At 66.8% G+C, this 22,072-nt stretch carries 21 protein-coding genes; 9 read left to right on the top strand and 12 right to left on the bottom strand.

Features of this window, described 5'->3' with window-relative positions:
* The first annotated feature begins 13 nt into the window (after window positions 1-13).
* The gene (locus OSC27_RS09915; protein ID WP_267181301.1) at window positions 14-1,084 is read left to right on the top strand and encodes a PD-(D/E)XK motif protein; all 1,071 of its coding nucleotides are present in this window, start codon (window positions 14-16) and stop codon (window positions 1,082-1,084) included.
* A 159-nt stretch (window positions 1,085-1,243) separates the two neighbouring features.
* Here the strand turns inward: OSC27_RS09915 and OSC27_RS09910 are convergent, their stop codons facing one another.
* A complete protein-coding gene (locus OSC27_RS09910) occupies window positions 1,244-1,813 on the bottom strand; it encodes a helix-turn-helix domain-containing protein (RefSeq protein ID WP_267181300.1) in 570 nt (189 codons plus the stop codon).
* A gap of 71 nt (window positions 1,814-1,884) precedes the next feature.
* On the opposite strand from OSC27_RS09910, the gene OSC27_RS09905 reads away from it, so the two are divergent.
* Entirely contained in the window at window positions 1,885-2,832 is a 948-nt protein-coding gene (locus OSC27_RS09905; RefSeq protein ID WP_267181299.1) for an NAD(P)/FAD-dependent oxidoreductase, read from the top strand.
* A 31-nt stretch (window positions 2,833-2,863) separates the two neighbouring features.
* Here OSC27_RS09905 and OSC27_RS09900 read toward each other — a convergent pair whose 3' ends face one another.
* Window positions 2,864-4,426: an arylsulfatase gene (locus OSC27_RS09900; RefSeq protein ID WP_267181721.1), complete on the bottom strand. Its 1,563-nt coding sequence runs from the start codon at window positions 4,424-4,426 to the stop codon at window positions 2,864-2,866.
* A gap of 118 nt (window positions 4,427-4,544) precedes the next feature.
* On the opposite strand from OSC27_RS09900, the gene OSC27_RS09895 reads away from it, so the two are divergent.
* From OSC27_RS09895 to OSC27_RS09875, 5 genes are all read left to right on the top strand, one after another.
* Window positions 4,545-5,762: an ROK family transcriptional regulator gene (locus OSC27_RS09895; protein WP_267181298.1), complete on the top strand. Its 1,218-nt coding sequence runs from the start codon at window positions 4,545-4,547 to the stop codon at window positions 5,760-5,762.
* Window positions 5,763-5,875: 113 nt separating this feature from the next.
* Window positions 5,876-7,426, top strand: coding sequence for an ABC transporter substrate-binding protein (locus tag OSC27_RS09890; RefSeq protein ID WP_267181297.1), 1,551 nt, complete (start codon window positions 5,876-5,878; stop codon window positions 7,424-7,426).
* 57 nt (window positions 7,427-7,483) lie between these two features.
* Complete coding sequence (locus OSC27_RS09885; RefSeq protein WP_267181296.1) at window positions 7,484-8,434, top strand: ABC transporter permease; 951 nt, start codon at window positions 7,484-7,486, stop codon at window positions 8,432-8,434.
* Window positions 8,431-9,306 carry an ABC transporter permease gene (locus OSC27_RS09880; protein ID WP_267181295.1) on the top strand — a complete coding sequence of 292 codons (876 nt, stop codon included), beginning with the start codon at window positions 8,431-8,433 and terminating at the stop codon, window positions 9,304-9,306. The genes OSC27_RS09885 and OSC27_RS09880 overlap by 4 nt, the downstream gene beginning before the upstream one ends.
* A 32-nt stretch (window positions 9,307-9,338) precedes the next feature.
* Entirely contained in the window at window positions 9,339-11,471 is a 2,133-nt protein-coding gene (locus OSC27_RS09875) for an ABC transporter ATP-binding protein (protein ID WP_267181294.1), read from the top strand.
* Window positions 11,472-11,540: 69 nt separating this feature from the next.
* On the opposite strand, the gene OSC27_RS09870 is transcribed toward OSC27_RS09875, so the two are convergent.
* From OSC27_RS09870 to OSC27_RS09845, 6 genes are all read right to left on the bottom strand, one after another.
* A complete protein-coding gene (locus OSC27_RS09870) occupies window positions 11,541-12,614 on the bottom strand; it encodes a glycosidase (protein WP_267181293.1) in 1,074 nt (357 codons plus the stop codon).
* Between the two features lie 57 nt (window positions 12,615-12,671).
* Window positions 12,672-13,718: a hypothetical protein gene (locus OSC27_RS09865; RefSeq protein WP_267181292.1), complete on the bottom strand. Its 1,047-nt coding sequence runs from the start codon at window positions 13,716-13,718 to the stop codon at window positions 12,672-12,674.
* Window positions 13,719-13,761: 43 nt separating this feature from the next.
* A complete protein-coding gene (locus OSC27_RS09860) occupies window positions 13,762-14,628 on the bottom strand; it encodes a carbohydrate ABC transporter permease (protein WP_267181290.1) in 867 nt (288 codons plus the stop codon).
* The gene (locus OSC27_RS09855; RefSeq protein WP_267181720.1) at window positions 14,625-15,509 is read right to left on the bottom strand and encodes a carbohydrate ABC transporter permease; all 885 of its coding nucleotides are present in this window, start codon (window positions 15,507-15,509) and stop codon (window positions 14,625-14,627) included. Before OSC27_RS09855 ends, OSC27_RS09860 begins: the two co-directional genes overlap by 4 nt.
* A 115-nt stretch (window positions 15,510-15,624) precedes the next feature.
* Window positions 15,625-16,923 (bottom strand): ABC transporter substrate-binding protein, encoded by a 1,299-nt coding sequence (locus tag OSC27_RS09850; protein WP_267181289.1) that lies wholly within the window; start codon window positions 16,921-16,923, stop codon window positions 15,625-15,627.
* A complete protein-coding gene (locus OSC27_RS09845) occupies window positions 16,923-18,098 on the bottom strand; it encodes a LacI family DNA-binding transcriptional regulator (protein ID WP_267181288.1) in 1,176 nt (391 codons plus the stop codon). The genes OSC27_RS09850 and OSC27_RS09845 overlap by 1 nt, the downstream gene beginning before the upstream one ends.
* A 366-nt stretch (window positions 18,099-18,464) precedes the next feature.
* On the opposite strand from OSC27_RS09845, the gene OSC27_RS09840 reads away from it, so the two are divergent.
* Both OSC27_RS09840 and OSC27_RS09835 read left to right on the top strand, forming a co-directional pair.
* Entirely contained in the window at window positions 18,465-18,857 is a 393-nt protein-coding gene (locus OSC27_RS09840) for a YchJ family protein (protein WP_267181719.1), read from the top strand.
* A gap of 13 nt (window positions 18,858-18,870) precedes the next feature.
* Entirely contained in the window at window positions 18,871-19,596 is a 726-nt protein-coding gene (locus OSC27_RS09835) for a class I SAM-dependent methyltransferase (protein ID WP_267181287.1), read from the top strand.
* A gap of 240 nt (window positions 19,597-19,836) precedes the next feature.
* Here OSC27_RS09835 and OSC27_RS09830 read toward each other — a convergent pair whose 3' ends face one another.
* The 4 genes from OSC27_RS09830 to OSC27_RS09815 all read right to left on the bottom strand — a co-directional run bounded on the left by OSC27_RS09830 (window position 19,837) and on the right by OSC27_RS09815 (window position 22,071).
* Window positions 19,837-20,310 carry a hypothetical protein gene (locus OSC27_RS09830; RefSeq protein WP_267181286.1) on the bottom strand — a complete coding sequence of 158 codons (474 nt, stop codon included), beginning with the start codon at window positions 20,308-20,310 and terminating at the stop codon, window positions 19,837-19,839.
* A gap of 52 nt (window positions 20,311-20,362) precedes the next feature.
* Complete coding sequence (locus OSC27_RS09825; protein ID WP_267181285.1) at window positions 20,363-20,815, bottom strand: type II toxin-antitoxin system VapC family toxin; 453 nt, start codon at window positions 20,813-20,815, stop codon at window positions 20,363-20,365.
* Window positions 20,772-21,005, bottom strand: a complete 234-nt coding sequence (locus OSC27_RS09820; RefSeq protein ID WP_267181284.1) for a FitA-like ribbon-helix-helix domain-containing protein — start codon at window positions 21,003-21,005, stop codon at window positions 20,772-20,774. The genes OSC27_RS09825 and OSC27_RS09820 overlap by 44 nt, the downstream gene beginning before the upstream one ends.
* 61 nt (window positions 21,006-21,066) lie before the next feature.
* Window positions 21,067-22,071: a LacI family DNA-binding transcriptional regulator gene (locus OSC27_RS09815; RefSeq protein WP_267181718.1), complete on the bottom strand. Its 1,005-nt coding sequence runs from the start codon at window positions 22,069-22,071 to the stop codon at window positions 21,067-21,069.
* Window position 22,072: the final 1 nt, after the last annotated feature.

Below are 22,072 nucleotides of genomic sequence, written 5' to 3'. Positions count from 1 at the left end.
AAACGAGTTCTCGATGCCGACTTACGAAGAGTTCCGGAGCCGAATCGCCGCGCTTAAACGGCCCGAGACAAGTAATGAGCGTGAAGTTAGCTGGGTCACTGACGCCAAAGTCATAGGCTTATCGAGGACTCATGAGGACCGACTGGAGTTGTTCCTAGTCGGGTCTGCGCTCTGGCCAACAACATCGTTAGTCAACGCAGCTTTGGTTCACGGTCCGTGGTGGCGCCAGGGCTCTGCAGAGCCGGCGTTCGAGGCCAATCGCCTGCTCTTACCGGCGGCTGGGCACTTCGATGAAATCGCCGCCTTCTTGTGCACCGAATTGCTCATGAACGGCGCAGACAGCGATCTGGGAACGGCCTTCAAGAAGACGGAGCCCATCATTAGACTCGTCATCGGGAGGCTTTGGCTTTCTGATGGCGCGCTACTTGGGCTGGCCGGCGAGTTGCTGCTCATCGACGCCCTGTGCCAGCGGGCAGATGACGTCGCACAGGTGGTCGAAGCCTGGGACGGATGGCGGCAGTCTCTCAGGGACTTCACGTGGGGCACTACCGGGGTCGAGGTGAAGACGACTAGTGGATCAACCTCGACTCATCAGGTCCAGGGGACGCACCAAGTGGAGCTTTACAGCGAAGAAGCTGGCAGTTGGCAAGAAAGCGGTCTCATCCTCGTGAGTATTGGACTTAAGGCCGTGACTCCGCACGCCAACTCGTTCACAGTGCCCATGCTCGTAGATCGCATTGTCGGACGACTTTATGACGCCAGTCGCGATGACGTCGCCGAGGTATTCCTCGCTCGTGTGCGAGAGTACGGAACCGAATCCGGATTCGGCTACGACCACCGAACGATGTCTCACGACGTATCCTTTGCGAGGTCTTTCGAAACCAACTTCGTTCGCGCATATGACATGACCGACGAGAACATTTCGGTTCTTCGTCGAGCAGATGTCACGCCGCATCAGCACGTCAACGCTAGTTCGCTGACCTATAGCATCGATCTGCCGGTACGTGTCTCCGGCGATCTGAACCCGGTCCTGGGGATCAGCCAGACGGCGACGGCAATCCTCGGAACGGCGCCAAGAGTCTGAACTGCTCACGACGGATCGCCGCGGAGGGATCGTGACCCGGTTCGTCAAATGTGCAGGTCATCCTTTGACGGCCGAGACGAGAAGATCATGCCCTTCGTGCAGAAGCGGACGATTACGGAGGCGCTCGTATTAGGTCTGCTTAGACCGCACAACAACTCGTCATGCGTACGATCGTCGTGCCTTCTCCGTATGCTCCCGCGCCCCGGCCTCGCCGAAGATGCTGAGCACCTCCACGGGGCGGGCGTCGGCGGATCCCATCGAGTGGGGCACGCGGGTATCGAACTCGGCGGCCTCGCCGGTCTTCAGCACCAGATCCTGCTCGCCGAGCAGCAGGCGCAGCGTGCCGGAGAGCACGTAGACCCAGTCGTGGCCGTCGTGTGAGCGCTGGGCTGGCATCGTCGCGCGCGGCGGGTACGTCATACGGAACGTGTGGATGGGCGAGTTCGCCGCAGACAGGCGCACGATCGCAACGCCGTTCACCGTGGTGCGGGCGGGCGTGATGCGAGGGTCCCGGGCGACGGGCTGCAGCAGCGCATCCATGCTGATCTGCAGTTGCCGGCTCAGCGGCAGCAGCAACTCGAGGTTCGCCTGCCGCTTGCCGCTCTCGAGCCGCGAGAGGGTCGAGACCGAGATGCCCGCGCGCGACGCGAGGTCGTCGAGGGTGAGTTTCTGCTCCATGCGCGCGGCGCGCAGGCGAGGTCCGATCGCCTCGAGTACCGGGTCGCTCATCGGGCCTCCTCAGCTTGCTGTTCCTGCAAAGTGGTTTGTAGAAGCAGCAGTATCTCATGAATGCTTGAGGCATGAGTGAAGAAGAGTGGGATGTCATTGTTGTCGGTGGTTCGGCCGCCGGCCTGAGCGCGGCCCTCATGCTGGGTCGCGCCCGCCGCCGGGTGCTGGTGCTCGACGCCGGCCAGCCGCGCAACCGATTCGCGGCCCACATGCACGGCGTGCTCGGCAACGAGGGCGCCGACCCCGCCGAGTTCCTTCAGCGCGCCCGAGCCGAGGTCGCCGGGTACGGGGTTCAGGTGCGGCGGGCGGAGGCCGCATCCGTTCGAAATGAGGGCAGTGGGCTTTCCGTGACGACGGATGACGGCCGCACCCTTCGCTGCCGCCGCCTCGTCGCCGCCTCGGGCCTGCGCGACGAACTGCCGCAGATCGCAGGACTCGCCGAACGCTGGGGCATCGACGTGCTGCACTGCCCCTACTGCCACGGCTGGGAGGTGCGAGGCCAGCGATTCGGGGTGATCGCGAATAACGCGATGGCGGCGCACCAGGCGCAGCTCGTGCGGCAGTGGAGCGACGACGTGGTGTTCTTTGCTGCGGGGGCAGGCGACGGCGCCGGTGTTGAGGTGGACGAGCCGCTCAGGGACCGGCTGGCGTCGCGCGGAGTGCGGGTCGACGACCGGGCGGTGAGGGAAGTCGTGGTCGCGGGCGGGCGGCTCACCGGTGTGCGGGTCGACGGGGGAGGCGTGGTGGCGCTCGACGCCATCTTCACCGCCGGCACCATGCGGCCCAATGACGAGTACCTGGCGGGGCTCGAACTGAAGCGGGATGAGACGCCGGTGGGCAGCTTCCTCTCGGTCGACGGCACCGGGCGCACGAGCAACGCGAGAGTGTGGGCCGTGGGCAACCTCAGCGTGGCGGGGGCGACGGTGCCGCTCGCGATCGCCGCGGGGGCGATGGCCGGCGGCATGGTGAACATGGATCTGATCGAGGAGGAGTTCGACGAGGCAGTTGCCGGGCGCTGAGTGAACACAGCACCTCGCGGGTGGAGGCCCTCTACTCCTCCGTGAGCCACTCAGGCAGACCCTCAGCGCGATAGCGCTCGAGCATGGCGTCCCAGGGGAGAACCCCGACGCGATCGGCCCACTCCTGCCAGGCGGCAGAGAGCTCGGTAACGAGTTCGGGGTTGGCGGCAGCCAGATCGTCGAGCTCGGTGCGGTCGGCATCGATGTCGTACAGTTCCCATGGCTGCGGATAGTCACGAACGAGCTTCCAACGGCCGCGGCGCACGGCGGCGTTGCCGATGTGTTCCCAGAATTGGGTCGCGCCGGCAGCATCCGTCCCCTGAAGCAGCGGCAGTAGCGAGCGGCCCTCCGGAGCCTCCACCTGGCCCAGGCCGAGAGCCTGGCGGATGGTCGGCACCACGTCGACCAGCTGGGCCGGCTCTTCGACGACCGCGCCCTCTGCCAGGCCGCCATCCGGCCAGCTCACGATCAGCGGGGTGGAGATGCCGCCCTCGTGCACCCAACGCTTGTAGCGACGCAATGGAGCGTTCGAGAGGTTCGCCCACGGCACCCCGTAGCTGGCATATGTGTTCTCGGGCCCGGGAACCACCTCGGGGCGGTTGCCGATGGCGAGTGGGCGCCCGTCACGCGTGCCGGTGCGCATCGCCGCGTCCTTCTGGACGAAGGCGCCCGGGTCGTCCAGCGGCAGCTCTTCGGCCGACGCCCCGTTGTCAGACAGGAACAGGATCAGGGTGTTCTCCAGCTCGCCGCGCGCACGCAGCGCCTCAACGACGCCTCCGACGGCACGATCAAGAGCCACGAGTTGCGCGGCATACACCTCCATGCGGCGCACCTGCCAGTCGCGGTCCGCCGCGTTGTCCCAGGCCGGCTGGCTGGGGTCGCGCTCGCTCAGCCTCGTGCCCTCAGGCAGGATCCCCTCCGCCTCCAGACGCTCGAGGCGACGCGTGCGCAGCTCGTCCCAGCCCTCATCGAACAGGCCGCGCACCGCCTCGATATCGGCTGGCAGAGCGTGCAGCGGCCAATGCGGCGCGGTAAATGCCATATACATGAAGAACGGATGCGCGCCCTCGCCGCGCCCCTGCACCCAGTCGCGCGCCCGCGTGCCGATCGCGTCGGTGTAATAGAACTCCGGGTCGTCCTTTGCGTCGGACGCCGGACGCTCGCCGGCCGTGAGCGTCTGCGGATCGAAGTAGCTTGAGCATCCCGCCAGCGTTCCGAAGAACTCGCCGAAGCCACGGCGGGTCGGCCACGAGGCATTGGGCTTCTGAGTGTCGGCGGCCAGGTGCCACTTGCCGAAGAGGGCCGTTTCGTACCCCTCGTCCTGCAGCATCTCCGCCACTGTCGGCACGCGCGGGTCGAGCGTGCCCGCGTAACCATGAGGAAGGTCGGGGCGCGTGAGTACGCCGATGCCGGTCTGATGCGGGTGCATACCGGTCAGCAGTGACGCCCGGGAGGGGCTGCATCGAGCGGTGTTGTAGAACTGCGAGAAACGTACCCCTCGGCGTCCCAGAGAATCCAGAACAGGAGTGGGAATCTCGCCGCCGTAGCATCCGAGATCGGAATAGCCCATGTCGTCGGCTACGATCAACAGCACATTCGGTCGCACGGGCCCTCGCCTTCGTGGGTTTTCCTCGTCAGGGGTAAAGTTACTGGCAGTAACTATACTCGCGCCGGTGCCAGACGCATAAGCCGAATGGGGAAGGAGAATGCGGATGTCGCTTTCCGATGTGCGAGGTCTGCGGATCAGCGGGCCGCCTTCCCTGACCACCTCAGACGACCTCCGCCGCGGCAATGCGGCGTCCGTACTCAGGGCGGTCCTGGTCGGAGGGCCACAAGCCAGAGCCGAACTCGCCGACAGGCTCGCGCTGACCCGGGCCACGATCACGCGTGTGGCAGGCCAGCTCGTGGAGGCCGGGCTCTTGCGCGAAGGCGAGCCGCGCCGGGCGGCGACCGGAAGGCCGATGATTCCGCTCGAACTCGGCGACTCCGAGCGCGTCGCCGCCACGGTGCATCTCGGCGTTACCGAGATCCGCATCGGGATCGTCAGCATTCGCGGTGAGGTGCTTCTGGAACAGCGGCATCCCTATCGCCAGCACGATCCGGAGAGCGTTGCGGAGCTCATCGCTTCCGGCCTCGATGAGGCACTCGAAGCTTCGTCGGCGACGGGCCGTCTACTCGGCCTGAGCGCGAGCATCGGTGGTTGGATCGATCCTTCGGGGGAGACGATCGTCGAATACCTTCCGTTGGAGTGGCAGAACGTTCCGCTCCCATCGCTACTGCCAGACTTCGACGGGCTGCCGCGGTATTTCGACCAGCTCGTGCGGGGCCTGGCTCTGGCAGAGAGCATGTTTGGGGCCGCCAAGGGCAGCTCAGACTTTCTCGAGATCTGGAGCGGAAACATCCTGGGCTCCGCCTTCGTCTCAGAGGGAGTATTGCGGCGGGGGCCGCGCGGCGGTGCGGGAGGAATCGACCACTTTCCAACCGCCCTCGAAGGGGCGGTATGCAGTTGCGGTCGCACCGGATGCCTCGGCACCGTTGCCACCGACAGCGCCATCACCGACGCCGCCGTGGCCGAGGGGATACTGAGACCCGGCGGATCGATGCGCACGTTGCTTGAGATCGCGCGCGATGGCGACAGGCAGGCGAATGAACTCATCGGGGCCAGGGCGCGAGAGCTCGGCCGAGCGGCCGCGCTCATGGTCGATCTGGTCAACCCGGGAATGGTCGTTGTCGCCGGGCTGGTCACCACGGCACCCGGCTATCTTGAGGCGTTCCGTTCCACCTTCTCATCCGCCACTCAGCAGGCGGCCCTCACGCCTGTCGTAACCTCGGCGTTCGGTGACCTCGCGCCAACGGTCGCCTCCGCGTCATTCCTGCTGGATGCGTTCTTCCACGACCCGCTCGCCTTCGAGCCGAAGATCACGGTCTGATCTCGGTCGCTTGCGTTAAGTTGTAGGCGGTAACTATAGTGATCGTGGGTCGCCGGAGAAGCCGGCGACGCAGACAAAGGAGTCACAGCATGCCTTTACACATGGCTCGCCGCATGCGACGTTCGCGTATGCTCTCCCTGGCCACCATCGCGGTCGCGTCCGCGGTCGTTCTCACCGGGTGCACCTCCGCGGTCCAGAAGGCGGAATCACCCGACGGCAACAGCCCGACCAAGGGTGGGATCCTGCACATCGTGCAGGCGGCCGACGTGCAGCCGGCCACCCTTTTCGCCCAGAACAACCCGAACTTCTCGCTGACGCGTACGGTCTTCAACTCGCTCATCGACTACAACCACAAAGACCTCAAGCCTGAGCCGGAACTCGCGACCTCGTGGAAGATGTCGGACGACGGCAAGGCTCTGACGTTCCAGCTGCGTAAAGGCGTCACTTTCCACGACGGCAGCGCCTTCACGGCAGCGGACGTGATCGCCAGTCTCAAGGCCGTGCAGCGCCCCGGGGTCGCGTCACAGACGAAATCCGTCGCCACCGCCATCTCGGATATGCAGGCTCCCAACGACCATGAGGTGGTCATCACCTTTAGTCAGGCCATGAGCAACACCATGGACCTGTTCCTCATGACGCCGATAATCAAGGCCGCCGCCATCGATGACGCGCTCGCGGGCAAGAGCTTCATGGGAACGGGCCCGTTCTCTGTGAAGCAGTATTCTCCGGGGCAGGGATTCACTCTCGAGCGCTACGACGACTACTGGAAGAAGGGTGCGCCGTATCTCGACGGCGTTCAGATCACCGTCGTGCGCGACTCACAGTCGATGCTCTCCCAGCTGAAGTCGGGTCAGGCGGATCTCGCCATGGACCTGGCGCCGCTGGATGCGGCATCGCTGAAGGACACCTCCGGCTACGAACTGGAACTCTCCGACGCCAATGACTCCGTGCAGTACATCGCCTCCAACGTGACCGTTCCGCTGCTCTCCGACAAGCGGGTGCGCCAGGCGATCTCCTACGCGATCGACCGCAAGCGCATCCTCGAGCAGGTCGACGGTGGAATCGGTTCTGTCGCGTCGCTGCCGTGGGCCGAGAGCTCGCCCGCCTACGACAAGAGCCTGGTGGACCACTTCGCCAGGGACCTCGCGAAGTCCAAGCAGCTGCTCGAAGAAGCGGATGCGGTCGGCAAGAGTGTGAACATCTACTACGACGCCGGATTCCAGCCGAACACGGGCATCGCGCAGATCGCACAGTTCGACCTGACTCAGGTGGGCCTCAAGCCCAATCTGATTCCGCTACAGGCCAGTGACTTCCTCGACAAGCTGCGCACCGGCGGCTTTGACGGCATGTTCCTGACCGGTCACGGATTCGGTCAGCTGAACCCCGCGACGCTCGTGAAGGGTGCGTTCCCGTTCAACGCAGATGCGAACGCGTCGTCGTTCGACAACGCCGAGTACAAGCAGCTGGCGAACGAGCTCTGGCTCTCCAACGGGGTGCCGAGCAAGGCGACCCTCGACAAGATGAACAGCTTCCTGCTCGACCAGCAGTTCGTCAGCGACCTTGTGCTCAGCACCCACACGTTCGCCATCTCGTCCAAGGTCAAGGGACTCTCGGAGACGATGCTCGACTATCTCGACCTCGACTCGACCTACATCCAGAAGTGACCCGATGCCGGGCGGCCGCCGAGCGGTCGCCCGGCATCCTGACCCCTCAGGAGCCTCATGTTCCGATACACGCTGCGGCGCCTGCCTTCAGCGGTCGTGGTGCTGTTCGTCGCATCGGTCGTGATCTTCTTCATTCTGCGGCTGGCGCCCGGCGACCCGGCCGCTGCGCTCGCCGGTCCCGATGCCAGCACCGCCACCGTGCAAGCGATCAGGCATCAGCTCGGGCTGGACCAGCCGCTCATCACCCAGTACCTGATCTGGTTGCGCGGGATTCTCTCGGGTGACCTCGGCAACTCATACATTCTTCACGCGCCGATCGCGCAGCTCATCTCTGAGAGCCTCATGAACACGACGGAATTGGCGATCGGCGCCCTCGTGTTCGCGATCGTCGGCGGCGGCCTGATCGGCTACTTCCAGGGCATCGCGAAGCGAAGAGCGTCGCAGGCGACGCTGTCGGCGCTGACCTCGTTCGGCATCGCGATTCCTACCTACGTCACCGGCGTGCTGCTCATCCTGCTGTTCGCGGTCGGCTGGCGCGTTCTGCCGGCGGGCGGCATTGGTCCCGGCATCCGTGACTTCTCATTGGGCTGGCAGTACCTGCTCATGCCCGCCATCGCGCTCAGCCTCCCCACGGGCGCCACCATCGCGCGATTCCTCTCGGCTTCCATGCGCCAAACGCTCGATCAGGATTTCGTGCAGACGGGCATCGCCAAGGGCATTCGACCATCGCGCCTCATGATCGGCCACGTGGTGCCTAACTCGCTGCCGCCCGTGCTGACCGTTCTCGGTATTCAGATCGGGCAGCTGTTCGGAGGCGCGATCATCGTCGAGACCATCTTCGCCTGGCCCGGCATCGGGCAATTGCTGCTGCAGGCAGTCACCGGGCGCGACTACCTGCTCACCCAAGATCTCCTCTTGATCGCCGTTCTCGTCTTCATCGTGGTGCAGCTCATCACCGACATCGTCGACGCTGCGATGGACCCCCGCATCCGATTGGAGCGAGCATGACCGCTACACCGACCACCACGGCACTCGCTCTGGCCCCCGCCCGGCGTGCTCGCGCTGGGCACTCCGGTCTCATGCGTGGCTTCACCACACCGAGCGCGATTGTGGGCATCGTGCTTATCGTCATCATCTTCGGCGCGGGACTGTTGGCGCCTCTGATCTCGCCATACTCGCCGACCGCTCAAGGGCCGGATGCGTTCCTGCCGCCCTCCGGCACGCATTGGCTCGGCACCGACGAATACGGCCGCGACCTGCTCAGCAGGGTGATCTACGGGGCTCGGCAGGATCTCATCGTCGGCGTGATCGCGGTGCCCATCGGCGCGGTCGTGGGCACGCTGCTGGGAACGATCGGCGTCGCCACGAAATGGCTCGACGTCATCATCCAACGGTTCTTCGATGTGACCCTTGCCTTCACCGGCTTGGTCATGGGTGTAACCGTGGCTGCGATCATCGGGCCGGGGCTCGCCGCGGTGCTGATCACGGTGAGCTTCGTGAACGTGCCGCTGTTCGGCCGTCTTGCCCGGAACACCGTGCGAAGCCTTCGCTCGCGTGACTATGTGACGGCGGCGCGCATCGTCGGGGCGCCGCCGCTGCGTGTGCTGTTCCGCCATGTTCTGCCGAACGCCCTCGATTCGCTGATCGTTCAGGCCGCCCTGAGCTTTTCGCTGGCCGTGTTCATTGAGGGCGCGATGAGTTTCGTCGGCATCGGCGTGCGCCCGCCCGACCCCTCGCTCGGTTCGCTGCTGCGCACGAGCATCACCTTCCTCTCACGCTCTCCTCTCTATGCGGTCGCTCCCATGGTCGTTGTCACGGCACTCGTGCTCGCCTTCAACCTGGTGGGCGACGGATTGAACAAAGGACTCCTGAAACGATGAGCGCGATGATACCCGAGACGCCAGCGGCTCCGATGAGCTCGGCAGCCGGCGCTGAGGCGGCCCAGCCGATCCTGCGGGTGCGGGATCTGGTCACGACCTTCCACACCGAGTCCGGGCCGGTCAACGCCGTGCGCGGCGTCAGCTTCGACCTCATGCCAGGGGAAACTCTCGCGATCGTCGGCGAATCGGGCTCGGGCAAGTCGGTCACCGCACTGTCGATCCTCAACATGGTGCGCCGCCCCGGCTCGGTGGAGTCTGGCAGCGTCGAGTTCGAGGGACGCGACCTGCTGACGCTCGGCGAGAAGGATCTGCGGGTCGTTCGCGGCGGCGGCATCGGCATGGTGTTCCAGGACCCGGTCGGCTCGCTCAACCCGCTTATGCGAGTGCGGGACCAGCTCACAGAGGCGATTCGCGCCCATGATCCGGTGAGCAAGGCAGAGGCGGCCCGGCGTAGCGTCGAGCTGATGCGCGAGGTCGGCATCCCCGACCCCGAGGCGCGCCTCGCCGACTACCCTCTTGCCTTCTCCGGAGGCATGTCGCAGCGCGTGATGATCGCCATGGCGCTGGCCAACCGGCCCAAGCTGATCATCGCCGACGAGCCGACGACTGCGCTCGACGTCACCATTCAGGCGCAGATCCTTGAGCTTCTGGCCAAACTGAACCGCGAGAACGGCACGGCCGTGATCCTGATCACCCACAACCTCGGCATCGTCGCGCGTGTCTGCCAGCGCGTGGCGGTCATGTATGCCGGGCGAATCGTGGAACATGGTGCGGTCGACACGATCTTCACGGCACCGCAGCATCCATACACGCGTGATCTGCTCGGCGCCACACCCTCACTCGATCGTCCGCGCTCGCTGCCGCTGGTCGCCATCGAGGGCCGGCCGCCATCGATGCGCACCCCTATCGTCGGGTGTTCGTACGCCCCGAGAGACCCTCGAGCGTTCGACCGGTGCTGGGTCGACGACCCGAAATTGCAGACGGATGCCGCGGGCCACTCCCGTGCCTGCTGGTTGCACACGGGTGCTGACGGAGTGCCGCCGCGGGAGCTGGAAGCCACGGCCGAGCTCGCTGAGAAGCCGGTGAGTACGGAGGCGCTTCTGGACGTCCAGGACGTGCGCCGCGAGTATTCGACGGGCCGGCGAACGCTGTTCGGCCGCCGCACACAGACGCTCCGGGCCGTCGACGGTGTCAGCCTCACCGTGAACGTCGGCGAGACCATCGGACTCATCGGCGAATCCGGCTGTGGAAAGTCGACCCTCGGCCGCCTCATTCTCGGCATCGAGCCGCCGACCGAGGGCGATATCAAGTATCGCGACAGCTCGGTCGTCGGTCTCACCGGAAGTCGCCTGCGCCGCTATAACCGCGACGTTCAGCTTGTGTTCCAGAACCCGATGGCCTCCCTCAACCCGCGCATGACTGTCGGCCGCGCTATCGGAGAGCCGTTGCGGCTCGCCGGGGAGAGCCGTGCCGCCGCGCGCAAGCGTGTGCTCGAGCTGCTGGACCTTGTCGGCATGGATGCGGCGGTGGTCGACCGGTTCCCGCACGAGTTCTCGGGCGGGCAGCGCCAGCGCATTGTGATCGCTCGAGCGCTGGCCGTGAACCCGCGTCTGATCGTGCTGGATGAGGCGGTTGCCGCCCTCGATGTCTCGCTGCAGGCCCAGGTGATCAACCTGCTGCGCGAACTGCAGGAGCGACTGAAGCTCTCGTACCTGTTCATCGGGCACGACCTCGCCACCGTTCGCCATGTCTCAGACCGTGTGATGGTCATGTACCTCGGCGAGATCGTGGAGAGCGGGCCAGCAGAGGCGATCGCCGCCGAGCCGCTGCATCCGTACACCGCCAGCCTCATCTCTTCGGTGCCCGAGCCCGATCCGGTGCGTGAACGCACCCATGAACGCATCGTGCTCAGCGGCGAAGTCCCCACGCCGATCAACCCGCCGGCGGCATGCCGGTTCCATACACGCTGCCCGATCGGGCCGATGGCGAACCCTGAACGATCCATCTGCGCCACGGAGAAGCCGCCGCTGATCGAGTTGGCGCCCGGCCGGCACGTCGCCTGCCACTTCGCTGGGGAGCTGAGCCACGTGGGCGTGCGCCAGGCCGAGGTGCCCGTCGGACTCGGGCCCGTGCGTCAGACTCGCCGAGTGGACGCTGCTCGGTGAGGTAAAGCCCGCTCGCGGGACCCGGAAGTCGCTCGCGGGACCCGTTGTATGGGGTCCGCGGAGGGAACTTTAGGTCCCGGGAGCGGTAGCGCGCTCGAGGCGGGCCACGCCGATCTTCGAGTCGGCCATGCCGTAGAAGACGTAGCGCACGCCGTCCACCGACTCGATGGCCGTCGGGAAGACCACGTTGGGCACGATTCCGCTGCGCTCGTCGTCGGTGTCGGCCGAGAGCAGCGGCGAAGGGGTCCGTTGCAGCACGCGCCACGGCTCGGCGGCGTCGAGCAGCATGGCGCCTGCCGCGTAGTTCACGTTCTGCTGCTGGGCCACGCCCGGCACGAGCTCGCCGGTGACGCCATGGTGCAGCAGCAGCCAGCCCTCCGGAACGCGCACGGGCGCCGGGCCCGCGCCGATCTTCAGCTCCTCGAACGGGTACTCCGGCGCGGCGACGACGCGGTGCCGGCCCCAGCGGGTGAGGGCGCGCACATCAGCCAGCGCAGCCTCCAGTGGCACGAAGCTCATCCAGATGCTCGGGCGCTCGTCGGGCAGCCAGGCCGGCGGCCGTGCGGTTTCGCCCGGGCGGATTCCGCTGAGATCCCACGTGGGCCGGTGCAGCACGGCGAGGCTTGCCGTGCCATCCGGTGCCGTGATCGGTTCGGGGAAGAACACCGTGTCCTTGTTGTGGTACAGCCCGAGGTCCACATCGAGCTCGTCGTCGTAGTCGAACGTCACCGGGCCCAGCCGCCTCCATGAGCGCAGGTCCTCGCTCACGGCGATCGCCGTGTAGGGGCCGAGCGGGCCGTATGCCACATACGTCATCACGTGCACGCCCAGCTCGGCGACGAACGTGACGCGTGGGTCCTCCACGCCGGCGTTCTGCGCGCCCTGCTCCCAGGTGCGCTCGGGCTGCAGCACCACTCCTTCCCGCTCGACCGACGCCGGCACCCCGTGCTCGAGCACGATGCGCGCGAGGCCGATGCGCGAGACGTTGCCGGCCGCTACCAGGCGCGGCAGAAGATACAACTCGCCATCCGGCCCTCTGCCGCTGGCCGGGTTGAGCACGCCCTCGGCCTCCATCTCGTCGCCCGGCAGCGGCTCCATGAGCACGCCGAGGCGGGTGAGGGTGTACGGAAAGGCGGTGGTCATGAGGTGACTCCCAACATTGATGAAACAAGCGGATGCGCCGGCCTCACGGCCGCCGACTCACGCAGATCGGTACAGGTAGAGCGCGCGCTCGCCGGGTGGCGCATCCCAGCCCTGGGCGAACACCCACGAGCCGCGCCAGCGACGCAGACCGCCCCACGCAAGCGAGCCGCCGCGGTGCAGCTCGCGCTGCGTGAATGGGTCGGATGCCGCATACCGCGCCTGCCCGGCCGCGAACGCGCCGTCGTGGTCGCTGTAGAAGAAGTCGAGCACGAGCGTGTCGCCGACGACGGCCGCGCAGGCGACCTCGTGCAGGTGGCCGAGCGAGGAGATGTCGAGATACGGCTGCGTCTCAAACTGCCAGTGCTCCATGTCGCTCGAGCGGCCCACGGTGGCCTCGCCGTTGCAGCCCTCGGAGAGGAACATGAGGTACTCGCCGCCGAAGCGCACCGCCTCGCCCCGCTCGTCGGTGGGCACGACGGCGCCCTTCGCCCACAGCCGCGATACCTCGTGCGGCACCGCCAGACCGAGGTGCTGCCAGTGCACCAGGTCGTCGCTGACCGCGAGGTTGATGTCGCAACCCACCTCGCCAAGCGGCCAGCCGGGCGACGGGTATTGCTCGACCTCGGCAGTGCCGGCGAGCGGCCAGATGCCGTTGGAGAACAGGTAGTAGCGGCCCTCGGCCGAGTACACCTTCGGGTCCTCGCAGCCGAGCAGTTCGTTGTCGAACGTGGGAAAGACCACGGGATTGCGCGGGTCGTCGTGCCAGCCGGCGTGCGCGGTGTAGACGGCGTGGCCAATGCGGCTCGCGAGGGACTCCTTCACCGGGGAGGCCCGGTAGAAGAGGTGCAGCAGGCCGTCCTTCTCGATGAGGCTCGGGTTGATGATGGACGCGCTCGTCCAGCCGACGTCGGTCGGGTCGGGCCACTGGCCGGTGGGCCGGAATGTTAACGCCTCGTCGCGCGCGAACGGCCCGATCGCCCAGTCGGGTCGCTCGGGATACGAGGCCGAGAACTGGCCGGTCGAGAGGGCGCCCGTCGCAGGGTTCTCGTGCCGCATGGCCTCGGCGTAGGAGGCCCGCAGCGCGTCGGTGGTCAGGGGGTGCATGATGGCGCCATCCGCTCTGTTTCGTTCATGAGTGTCGGCCCGCTTACCCCTTCACCGAGGAGCCGATGTCGGTCGAGATGAAGTAGCGCTGGAACGCGATGAACAGGATCACGACCGGCGCGGCGAGCACTACCGCACCGGCCAGCACCGAACCGAACGGGTTGGCGGTGGAGGAGGCCACGTTGCTGATGTAGTTCGCCAGCGACACCGCGAGCGGCTGCATGCTCGCCTCCTTGGTGACGAGGAAGGGCCAGAGGAACTCGTTCCACGGGCCGATGAACGTGATGAGGATCACCGTGACGAGCGCCGGCCGCACGAGCGGGATCGCCACCCGCCACAGCAGCCGCAACTCGCCGGCGCCGTCGATGCGCGCCGCGTCGAACAGCTCCTTGGGCACCTGCAGGAAGTACTGCCGGAAGATGATCACCGCCGTGGAGTTGATGGCGAACGGCAGGATCATGCCCAGGTAGTTGTCGGCCAGCCCGTAGTTGCGGGCGATCAGCACATACAGCGGGATCAGCAGCAGCTGGAACGGCACCACCTGAACCAGCAGCGCCAGCGCGAACGTCACCCCGCGCCCGCGCCACTGCAGCACGGCGAGCGCGTAGCCGGCGAGCAGCCCGAACACGACCGTGCCGATGAGCACACCGGCCGTGAAGATGCCGGAGTTCACGAGGCCGCTCAGCAGATTGATGCGCGAATTGATGGCCGCGTAGTTGTGGCCGGTCAGGTTGGCGGGGTTGGGGAACGCGCCGGCGAGCGTCGTGTCTGGCTCGGACTGCAGCGATCCGATGATCATGTAATAGAACGGGAACAGGAACACGATCGCGCCGATGGTGAGCACGATGCCGCGCAGCACCGACTGCCCGCGGCTGAGGTCGGTGCCGATGCGGCGGTTTCTGCGGCTCATGATTCCCTCCCGCCCGCGAACCGGTTCTGCAGCCACGCGATGATCAGCACGCCGATCACCAGCACGATCCCGATCGCTGCCGCATACCCGGGGTGCCCCTGCTCGATGCCCTGCTGGTACATGACGAGAACAGGCGAAGCGGATGCCCCGTTCGGCCCTCCGCCGCCCGTCAAGAGGTACGGCTCGGTGAACAGATTCGCGCCCACCACGGTCGACAGCAGAAGCACCAGCACGGTCGCCGGCCGCACCCCCGGCACCGTCACAGAGAAGAACGCGCGCACGCGCCCGGCCCCGTCGGTCGCCGCCGACTCGTACAGCTCGTTCGGCACGTTCTGCAGCGCGGCCAGGTACAGCAGAATGTAGAACCCGAGCTGCTTCCACGTGACGAAGATGGCGATCGTCGGCATCGCCAGCGCCGCATTCGACAGCCAGGACGGATGCGGCGCAAGCGGCCCGAGAATCTGGTTCACGAGTCCGTCGTGGCTGAACAGGAACAGCCACACGCCCACGACCGCGACGCTCGCCGTCACGTACGGCACGTAGTAGCTCACACGCAGAAACGTGCGCGCCCGCACCACCTTGTTCAGCGCGGTCGCCAGCACGAGCGAGAGCACCACCGTGAGCGGCACGTTGATGACGAGGAACACGCCCACGTTCACGAAGGACTGCAGCACCTGCGGGTCCTGGAACACCTGCACGAAGTTTTCGAACCCCACGAACGGCCGGTTCACGTGCGCCCCGGGCGCCGCGAAGAAGTAGTCGAAGAACGACATGTAGATCGCGAAGCCCAGCGGGTAGGCGAAGATCGCGATGACGAACACCAGGTAGGGAGCGCTGAACAGCCAGCCGAGTGGGTTTCGCCCGAAGATCCTGATGTTCAGCGGATGCCGCGGGCCGGTGCCCGACCGTCGGGTCGCGCCCGCGGCATCCGCTCGTCTGCCGGTGCCGGGGCCGGCGCCGCTCTGCCGGGCACTGCCTGTCGTGGCACTCACGGCGCTACTTCCTGTTCCACTCCGAGGTCATCTTCTTGGCGGCCTGGGCGAGATCGCTCTTCAGGTTGCCCTGGCCCGAGATGACGGACTTCGTGTAGAAGTTGCGCAGATCCTGCAGGGTGGCGATGGTGTTCGGCCCGGTCGGGTCGTCGACCGTGCGGGCGCTCTGGTTCGCGAACTCCTTGTATGCGGGGTTCTTGGTGAAGTAGTCGGCGAACGTGGTCGGCAGGTCGGTTCGAATGGGCATCTGGCCCGTCGTCTCAAGCAACTTGCCGTCTTGAGCCTTGCTCGTCGCGAACTTCAGCACATCCCACGCCGTTCCCTGGTTCTTGCATGACGTGTACATGCCGATGTTCTTCGCGTCAGGGAACGTGTAGGTCTTATCTGCGCTCGTGCCGTTCTTCGTGGGAACCGGAACCGAACCCCAGTTGATCTTCTTGTACACCGGAATCGCCCACGGGCCGACGATGGCCATGGCGGACGTGCCGCTGGCGAAGGCGTCGGACTGCACCGGCTCCTTGCCCGCCAGGTTGTTGGAGTAGATGCTCTTCCAGAAGGTGGCGACGTCGAGGCCCGCCTGGCTGTCGATCGTGGCCTTGTCGTTCTCGATGATCGACGTGCCGTTCGACTCTGCCGCATACAGCGGCAGGAAGTCGAAGTTCGGCTGGAAGAACTCGCTTGTCGGCGAGGGGTAGATGGCGTACTTGGCGGCGCCGCTCGAGACAATCTGCTTCGCCGTGTCGAGGAAGTCGGCGTAGGTCGACAGCTTCGGGTTGTCGGGGTCGAGGCCCGCCTTGGCGAAGATGTCCTTGTTGTAGAAGATCATGACCGGGTTCGACTTCCACGGCATCTGGTAGAAGTCGCCATCGGACGACTTGTACTGGTCGGCGACCTTCTTGCCGCTGCGCGATTCGATGTAGTTGTTCGCGCCGGGGAAGTTCGAGAGGTCGACCAGGCCGCCCTGCTTCTGGAACTGGCCCGTGGCGGCCGGCAGGTTGTTGAACACGAGGCAGGGCGTGGTGCCGGCGGTGATGGCGGCGCCGATGACCTCCTCGGTGCTCTTGCCCGCGGGAACCTCCTGGCCCTTGATCTTCTCTTTCGGGTGCGCGGAGTTCCAGGCCTGGACCATGGCCTTGCCCCAGCTGACCTCCTGCTCGTTGTTCGAATACCAGATTGTGATGGGGCCGTGCGCCTTCGTGGCGTCGCCTCCGTTGTTGTTGCCGCCGCCGCTTGTGCAGCCGGCGAGGCCGAGAGTGGCGACCGTGAGAAGTGCCGCGGTCGCGAGTCGCGTGCGTCGTTGCATCATGTCTCCTTGTTCGATGTGGTGCTGGTGGTGCGTGTGCTGCGTATTGTGCGCGGAGCCGCCGTCGAATTGCGCCTGATGAGAGCGGCCGGCGGCAGCGTGAGGTCGGGGGCCGACCCGTCGTCGATGAGCGCGAGCAGCGTGGTCGCAGCCGCGCGCCCCCAGCCGAGCGGGTCGTTGTCGAGGGTCGTGAGGGTGGGGTACACGTAGCGGCCGAGGTCGGCGCCATCCATGCCGGCAATCGAGAGATCGGCGGGCAACTGCAACCCGCGCTCGTGCGCCACGGCGATGCCCGCGACGGCCATGGGGTCGTTCGCGTAGACGATGGCGGTGGGGGGTTCCGGTCGGTCGAGCAGGCGGCGGGTGGCCTTCGCCCCTGCCTCAGGCGAGAAGTCGCTCGGTTCGATGAGCGGCTCGATGCCGAGATCGCGCGCGACCTGCACGTAGCGCTCCATGCGGCCGTGCGCGTGCTGCATGCGACCGTCGCCCGCCACGTGCGCGATGCGATGATGGCCGAGGGAGACGAGGTGACCGACCAGGTCGCGGATGCCGCGGTCGTAGTCGCGCGTGATCGCCGGGAACGGCGAGGGCGTGCTCGGCCGGCCGAGGGTGACGGCCGCGCTGCCGAGCTCGGAGACGAGGTCGATGCGGGGGTCATGGCCGAGCAGGTCGGTGATCAGGAACCCGTCGACCCGGTTGTCCGTGTGCAGTCGGCGGTAGGTGCCGATCTCGGCCTCCTGGTCGTGCACCATGCTGATCACGAGCACCTGCCCACGCGCCGAGAGCACCTGCTCGACCCCCGCGACGAACGCCGCGAAGAACGGATCGACCTCGAACGTGATGGGGTCGCGGCGCAGCACGAACCCCAGGGAGTAGGCCCGCCGCATGGTGAGCCCGCGGGCGCCGGGGTTGGGCCGCCAGCCGAGTTGCTCGGCGGCGGCGTTGATGCGGTCGCGCGTCTGCTGCGCCACCCCTGGGCGGTCGTTGAGCGTGAGCGAGACGAGCCCTTTGCTGACGCCGGCGGCGTGCGCGACGTCCGAGATGGTGGGGTGCTGGGCGGCGGCGCGGCGGGGTGCGGATGCGCGGGGTGCCGCTGCGGTCGCGGGGGGTGCGGATGCGCGGGAGCCCGCCGGCGTCGGGGCGACCGCGCCGGCATCCGCTTCGTTCTGCTTCACAAGGCTCCCCGTCTTTCGCCATTGCACGCTCGCTGGCCCTCTTGCCCGGCACACTAAACCGGTTTAAGTAGCCTCGCAAGGGGCGTCACGGCTCTCGCGGGACCCGACGTGCGCTCGCGGGACCCGTTATATGGGGTCCCGCGAACCCTTATGGGGTCCCGCGAGGGCGCTACGGGTGGAGGTCGCGCGGGAGCGCTACGGGCGGTGGTCGCAAGCGTGCCACGGGTGGAGGTCGCTCTGGGCGCGGCGTAAAGGCGATAGAACTGAGGGGGAGGGAGAGGCAATGAAGCTGTTCAGGTACAGATCGTCCTCGATGGACGCGGCGCACGGCGCGTTGCTGGGCCCTTCGGGAAGAAGCGGCCGGTGATCGCGGACTCCGACCGCTGCCCGTGCCTGAGCGGCGAGACGTACGCCGCGTGCTGCGGGCGTTTCCACCGGGGCGAGGCGACGGCGCCCACGGCCGAGCGGCTGATGCGGTCGCGGTACTCGGCATTCGCGGTCGGTGACGCGGCCTACGTGCTTGCCACGTGGCATCCGCGAACCAGGCCGGGCGCGCTCGAACTCGACGCCGACCAGCAGTGGCGGCGGCTCGACGTGCTGCGCACCGAGGGCGGGGGCATGCTCGAGCAGAGCGGCACGGTGGAGTTTCGCGCGTACTTCAGGGTCGGCGGCGAGCGCGGCTCGCTGCACGAGGTCAGCCGGTTCGAGCGGGTCGACGGCGCGTGGGTTTACGTTGACGGTGACGCGACGAGCGAATGAGACGCAAGAAGGAATGACAGGGAACGAGGATCAGATGGACCACCATGAGCATGGGGCCGGAGCCGGGCACGGCGCAGGGCAAGGCACCGGTCACGGAACTGAGCACGGCGACGCGCAGAGCATCTGGGAGGGGCGGTACCGTGAATCCGCGCAGATCTGGAGCGGGCGCGCCAATGCGACGCTCGTCGACGTGGTCGGTTCGCTGAAGCCGGGTCGCGCGCTCGACCTCGGTTGCGGCGAAGGCGGCGACTCGGTCTGGCTCGCAGAGAGCGGATGGCGCGTCACCGGCATGGACATCTCCCCGACGGCGCTCGAGCGAGCCGCCGCGCTCGCCGCCTCCCGGGGCGTGCCGGCCGCCTCGATTACGTGGGTGCAGCAGGATCTCGCGGCGTGGCAGCCGGGCCCCGACGACGCCTACGACCTGGTGTCGGCGTGCTTCCTGCACTCGCCGGTGGACGGGTTCCCCCGGGAGGAGGTACTGCGCCGGGCTGCGGATGCCGTTGCGCCGGGCGGCGCTCTGCTCGTGGTCGGCCACGCTGGGCCGCCGCCGTGGATGGACCCGAGCGCGGCGTGCGATCACCGCTTCCTCTCGCCGGAGGAGGAGCTCGACGGGCTCGGCCTGCCCCGGGAAGGCTGGCAGGTGCTGATCGGCGAGCTTCGCACGCGCGAGGCGACCGGGCCCGATGGGCGGCACGGCGAGCTGACCGACACGGTGGTGCTCGCTCGTCGCGAGGGGTGACGCCGCAGCGTCTGGGGAAGGTGCGTGCGCTGGCGACTGCGCCATCCGCTGGTGAGGGGGTCGCGGCACTCCCGCGGTGTGCGGGTTGAGGAGGTCGCGCAGCGACCGTGTGCGGGTTGAGGAGGTCGCGCAGCGACCGTGTGCGGGTTGAGGAGGTCGCGCAGCGACCGTCTCGAAACCCAGTGCCCGAAGGGTTTCGAGACAGCCGGCTTCGCCGGCTTCCTCAACCCGCTGACGCTCCTACTGCTGGGCCGCCCTCTCCTGGGCGTCGAGGATCGCGTCTTCGTCGTAGCGGGGTTTGCCGCCGCGCACATCGATGTAGGCGAGCACGAGGGCCGTGACGGCGAGGCCGAGGCAGATGATTCCGGCGGGGTTTGTGACGCCGATCGCGATGCCGAGCGATGGCTCGTGGGGGCCGGTGAGGATGGTCGTGAGGCCGCCGCCCGCGGTCGTGTTGGGCAGGGTGAGGCCGCAGATGATGCCGCAGGCCCAGCACAGCCCGGCGATCACGAGGGTGCGCGGCCGCGTGCGGTAGCCGTTGCGCTTCGTGAGCACGATGGCGCGGCCCAGGAACACGTGCAGCACGAAGAGCACGACGCCGATGAACACGTACAGCGGGGTGAGCGCGCCGGCGATGCCGAAGAGGTAGTGACCGAAGCCGATCCACGCGGAGACGATGAGCCCCGCGATCGTGACGAGAAGTGCGCGGGCCATAGGGCCAAGGGTAGTCGAGGGGAACTCGAGTCGCGTCGTGACAGTGTCGCCCTCAGTACAGTTCAACAGCACAGCGGATGCCGGGGGCCCTGCCCAAACGGCCGTCGCGCGTGATCAGCACCGACCCGGTCTGCTCCGCGAGTGCGACGTAGGCGGCGTCGTAACTGCTGAGGTTGCTGCCGAGCTGCCACGAGCGCGCTGCGACTGGCTCCCATGGCCAGAGTTCGATGGGCAGTTCGCTGAGGGAGCCGAGGGCCGCCTCAGCGTGATCGTTCGTAAGCAGGCCGGCGTTTCGTTGACGTCGAAGGACATTGGTGACTTCGAGAAGCAGGTGCGTCGGCGCGATGAGCGTCGCGCCCGAGAGCCGGGAACCGATTGCGTCGCCGACGTCGCCGGGATCGATCAGCAGGGTCACCATCGCGGAGGCGTCGACGACGACCGTCTCGCGGTAGGGCCGCGGGCTATCGGCGGTCGGCTGCGACATCGTCGAGGATCGCGTCGGCATCCACGGATGGGAAGTGCGCTGCTCTCATGCGGGCGCGAAGGATGGCCTCGGTCGCGCTCGGTCGCGCCGCGAGCTCGACGAGCTCCCTGCTCAGGTACTCCTGCAGCGATCGGCCATCACGTGCCGCGCGCGCCGCTAGCTCGTCGCGCACGTCGTCGGGAACCGCTCGGATCGTGATGTTGACAGGCATGAGAACAGTCTACAGGGGGTGCATGCGAAATGCAGGCTGGCGTTGTACTGGGCAGGCGTTTCTAAAAGGCTGCCGCACCATCGCATCCGCATGATTTGCGAATGACCAATTCGGCTGAGTAGGAAATGAAATCGTCGCTTCGACGTTCGATCGCGGCGGCCACCGCGGTTTCGGCGATGAGACTGACGGGCTGGCGGATCGCCGTGAGCGGCGGCCAGCAGTACTCCGACTCCTCTGCGCCGTCGAAGGACACGATGGCCATGTCGTCGGGAATGCGGATCGCTCGCTCGTGAAGAGCTCGGAGCAGCCCGACCGCTTGGATGTCAGAGCCGACGAAGCACGCCGTCGGATGATCGTGGGCACCAGACAGGAGTTCGTCCACGCCCGAATAGCCACCGGCTCGTGTGAACGGCCGCCGAATGACGATGCCGCGTGTGCCCGGCGAGGCAGCCAAGGCGTCCTCCCAGCCGCGCTCCCTGCCGCCCGAAGGCGAGTCACCGATGAGCATCGCGATGTTGTCGTGGCCGTGGGCGATCAGGTGCGTCACTGCGGCGTACGAGGCCGCTCGGTGGTCATCGCCGACAGCGATGGCTCCTTCGAAGCCTTCCTGTCGCCCTAAGAGGACGACGGGAACATTGGCATTCTGAAAGTCGGAGACATCTGGGCGAGATTCGTTGCTGAGAAGGAGGAGACCGTCGACCTGGCGGAGCAGCATCTGCCGCTTGAGTGCCGCCTCTCTCGCCAGGGATCGTGACGAGCTTCCAGAGAGCACGTCGTAGCCACTGAGGCTCGCGTACTCTTCCACTTTCGCGACGATCTCGGCGAAGTAGAGGTTCGTGTTGTCGGGGATGATCAAGCCGAGCAGTCGGCTACGACCACTTTTCAACGCACGGGCTGCGGCATTCGGGCGGTAGCCCAATTGATCGATGGCGTTGAGAACCTTGGCGCGCGTCGTAGGCGCTACGGACTTGGGTGAGCTGTTCACGACGTAGCTCACGACGGCGACGCTGACACCGGCCAGCTTCGCGACGTCTGTTCTCGTCACGGCCGATCGCTCTGCAGGCATC

The sequence above is a fragment of the Microbacterium sp. STN6 genome (genome assembly GCF_026410545.1).
In the GTDB taxonomy this organism is placed as follows: Bacteria; Actinomycetota; Actinomycetes; order Actinomycetales; family Microbacteriaceae; genus Root112D2.
This window is presented reverse-complemented; position numbering and strand designations above follow the sequence as displayed.

Excerpts from the sequence above, each read along its gene's own strand:
- OSC27_RS09915 (WP_267181301.1), top strand. The coding sequence starts at position 14 with ATGCCGACTTACGAAGAGTTCCGGAGCCGAATCGCCGCGCTTAAACGG.
- OSC27_RS09910 (WP_267181300.1), bottom strand. The coding sequence starts at position 1,813 with ATGAGCGACCCGGTACTCGAGGCGATCGGACCTCGCCTGCGCGCCGCG.
- OSC27_RS09905 (WP_267181299.1), top strand. The coding sequence starts at position 1,885 with ATGAGTGAAGAAGAGTGGGATGTCATTGTTGTCGGTGGTTCGGCCGCC.
- OSC27_RS09895 (WP_267181298.1), top strand. The coding sequence starts at position 4,545 with ATGTCGCTTTCCGATGTGCGAGGTCTGCGGATCAGCGGGCCGCCTTCC.
- OSC27_RS09890 (WP_267181297.1), top strand. The coding sequence starts at position 5,876 with ATGCGACGTTCGCGTATGCTCTCCCTGGCCACCATCGCGGTCGCGTCC.
- OSC27_RS09885 (WP_267181296.1), top strand. The coding sequence starts at position 7,484 with ATGTTCCGATACACGCTGCGGCGCCTGCCTTCAGCGGTCGTGGTGCTG.
- OSC27_RS09880 (WP_267181295.1), top strand. The coding sequence starts at position 8,431 with ATGACCGCTACACCGACCACCACGGCACTCGCTCTGGCCCCCGCCCGG.
- OSC27_RS09875 (WP_267181294.1), top strand. The coding sequence starts at position 9,339 with ATGAGCTCGGCAGCCGGCGCTGAGGCGGCCCAGCCGATCCTGCGGGTG.
- OSC27_RS09870 (WP_267181293.1), bottom strand. The coding sequence starts at position 12,614 with ATGACCACCGCCTTTCCGTACACCCTCACCCGCCTCGGCGTGCTCATG.
- OSC27_RS09865 (WP_267181292.1), bottom strand. The coding sequence starts at position 13,718 with ATGCACCCCCTGACCACCGACGCGCTGCGGGCCTCCTACGCCGAGGCC.
- OSC27_RS09860 (WP_267181290.1), bottom strand. The coding sequence starts at position 14,628 with ATGAGCCGCAGAAACCGCCGCATCGGCACCGACCTCAGCCGCGGGCAG.
- OSC27_RS09850 (WP_267181289.1), bottom strand. The coding sequence starts at position 16,923 with ATGCAACGACGCACGCGACTCGCGACCGCGGCACTTCTCACGGTCGCC.
- OSC27_RS09835 (WP_267181287.1), top strand. The coding sequence starts at position 18,871 with ATGACAGGGAACGAGGATCAGATGGACCACCATGAGCATGGGGCCGGA.
- OSC27_RS09830 (WP_267181286.1), bottom strand. The coding sequence starts at position 20,310 with ATGGCCCGCGCACTTCTCGTCACGATCGCGGGGCTCATCGTCTCCGCG.
- OSC27_RS09825 (WP_267181285.1), bottom strand. The coding sequence starts at position 20,815 with ATGCCGACGCGATCCTCGACGATGTCGCAGCCGACCGCCGATAGCCCG.
- OSC27_RS09820 (WP_267181284.1), bottom strand. The coding sequence starts at position 21,005 with ATGCCTGTCAACATCACGATCCGAGCGGTTCCCGACGACGTGCGCGAC.
- OSC27_RS09815 (WP_267181718.1), bottom strand. The coding sequence starts at position 22,071 with ATGCCTGCAGAGCGATCGGCCGTGACGAGAACAGACGTCGCGAAGCTG.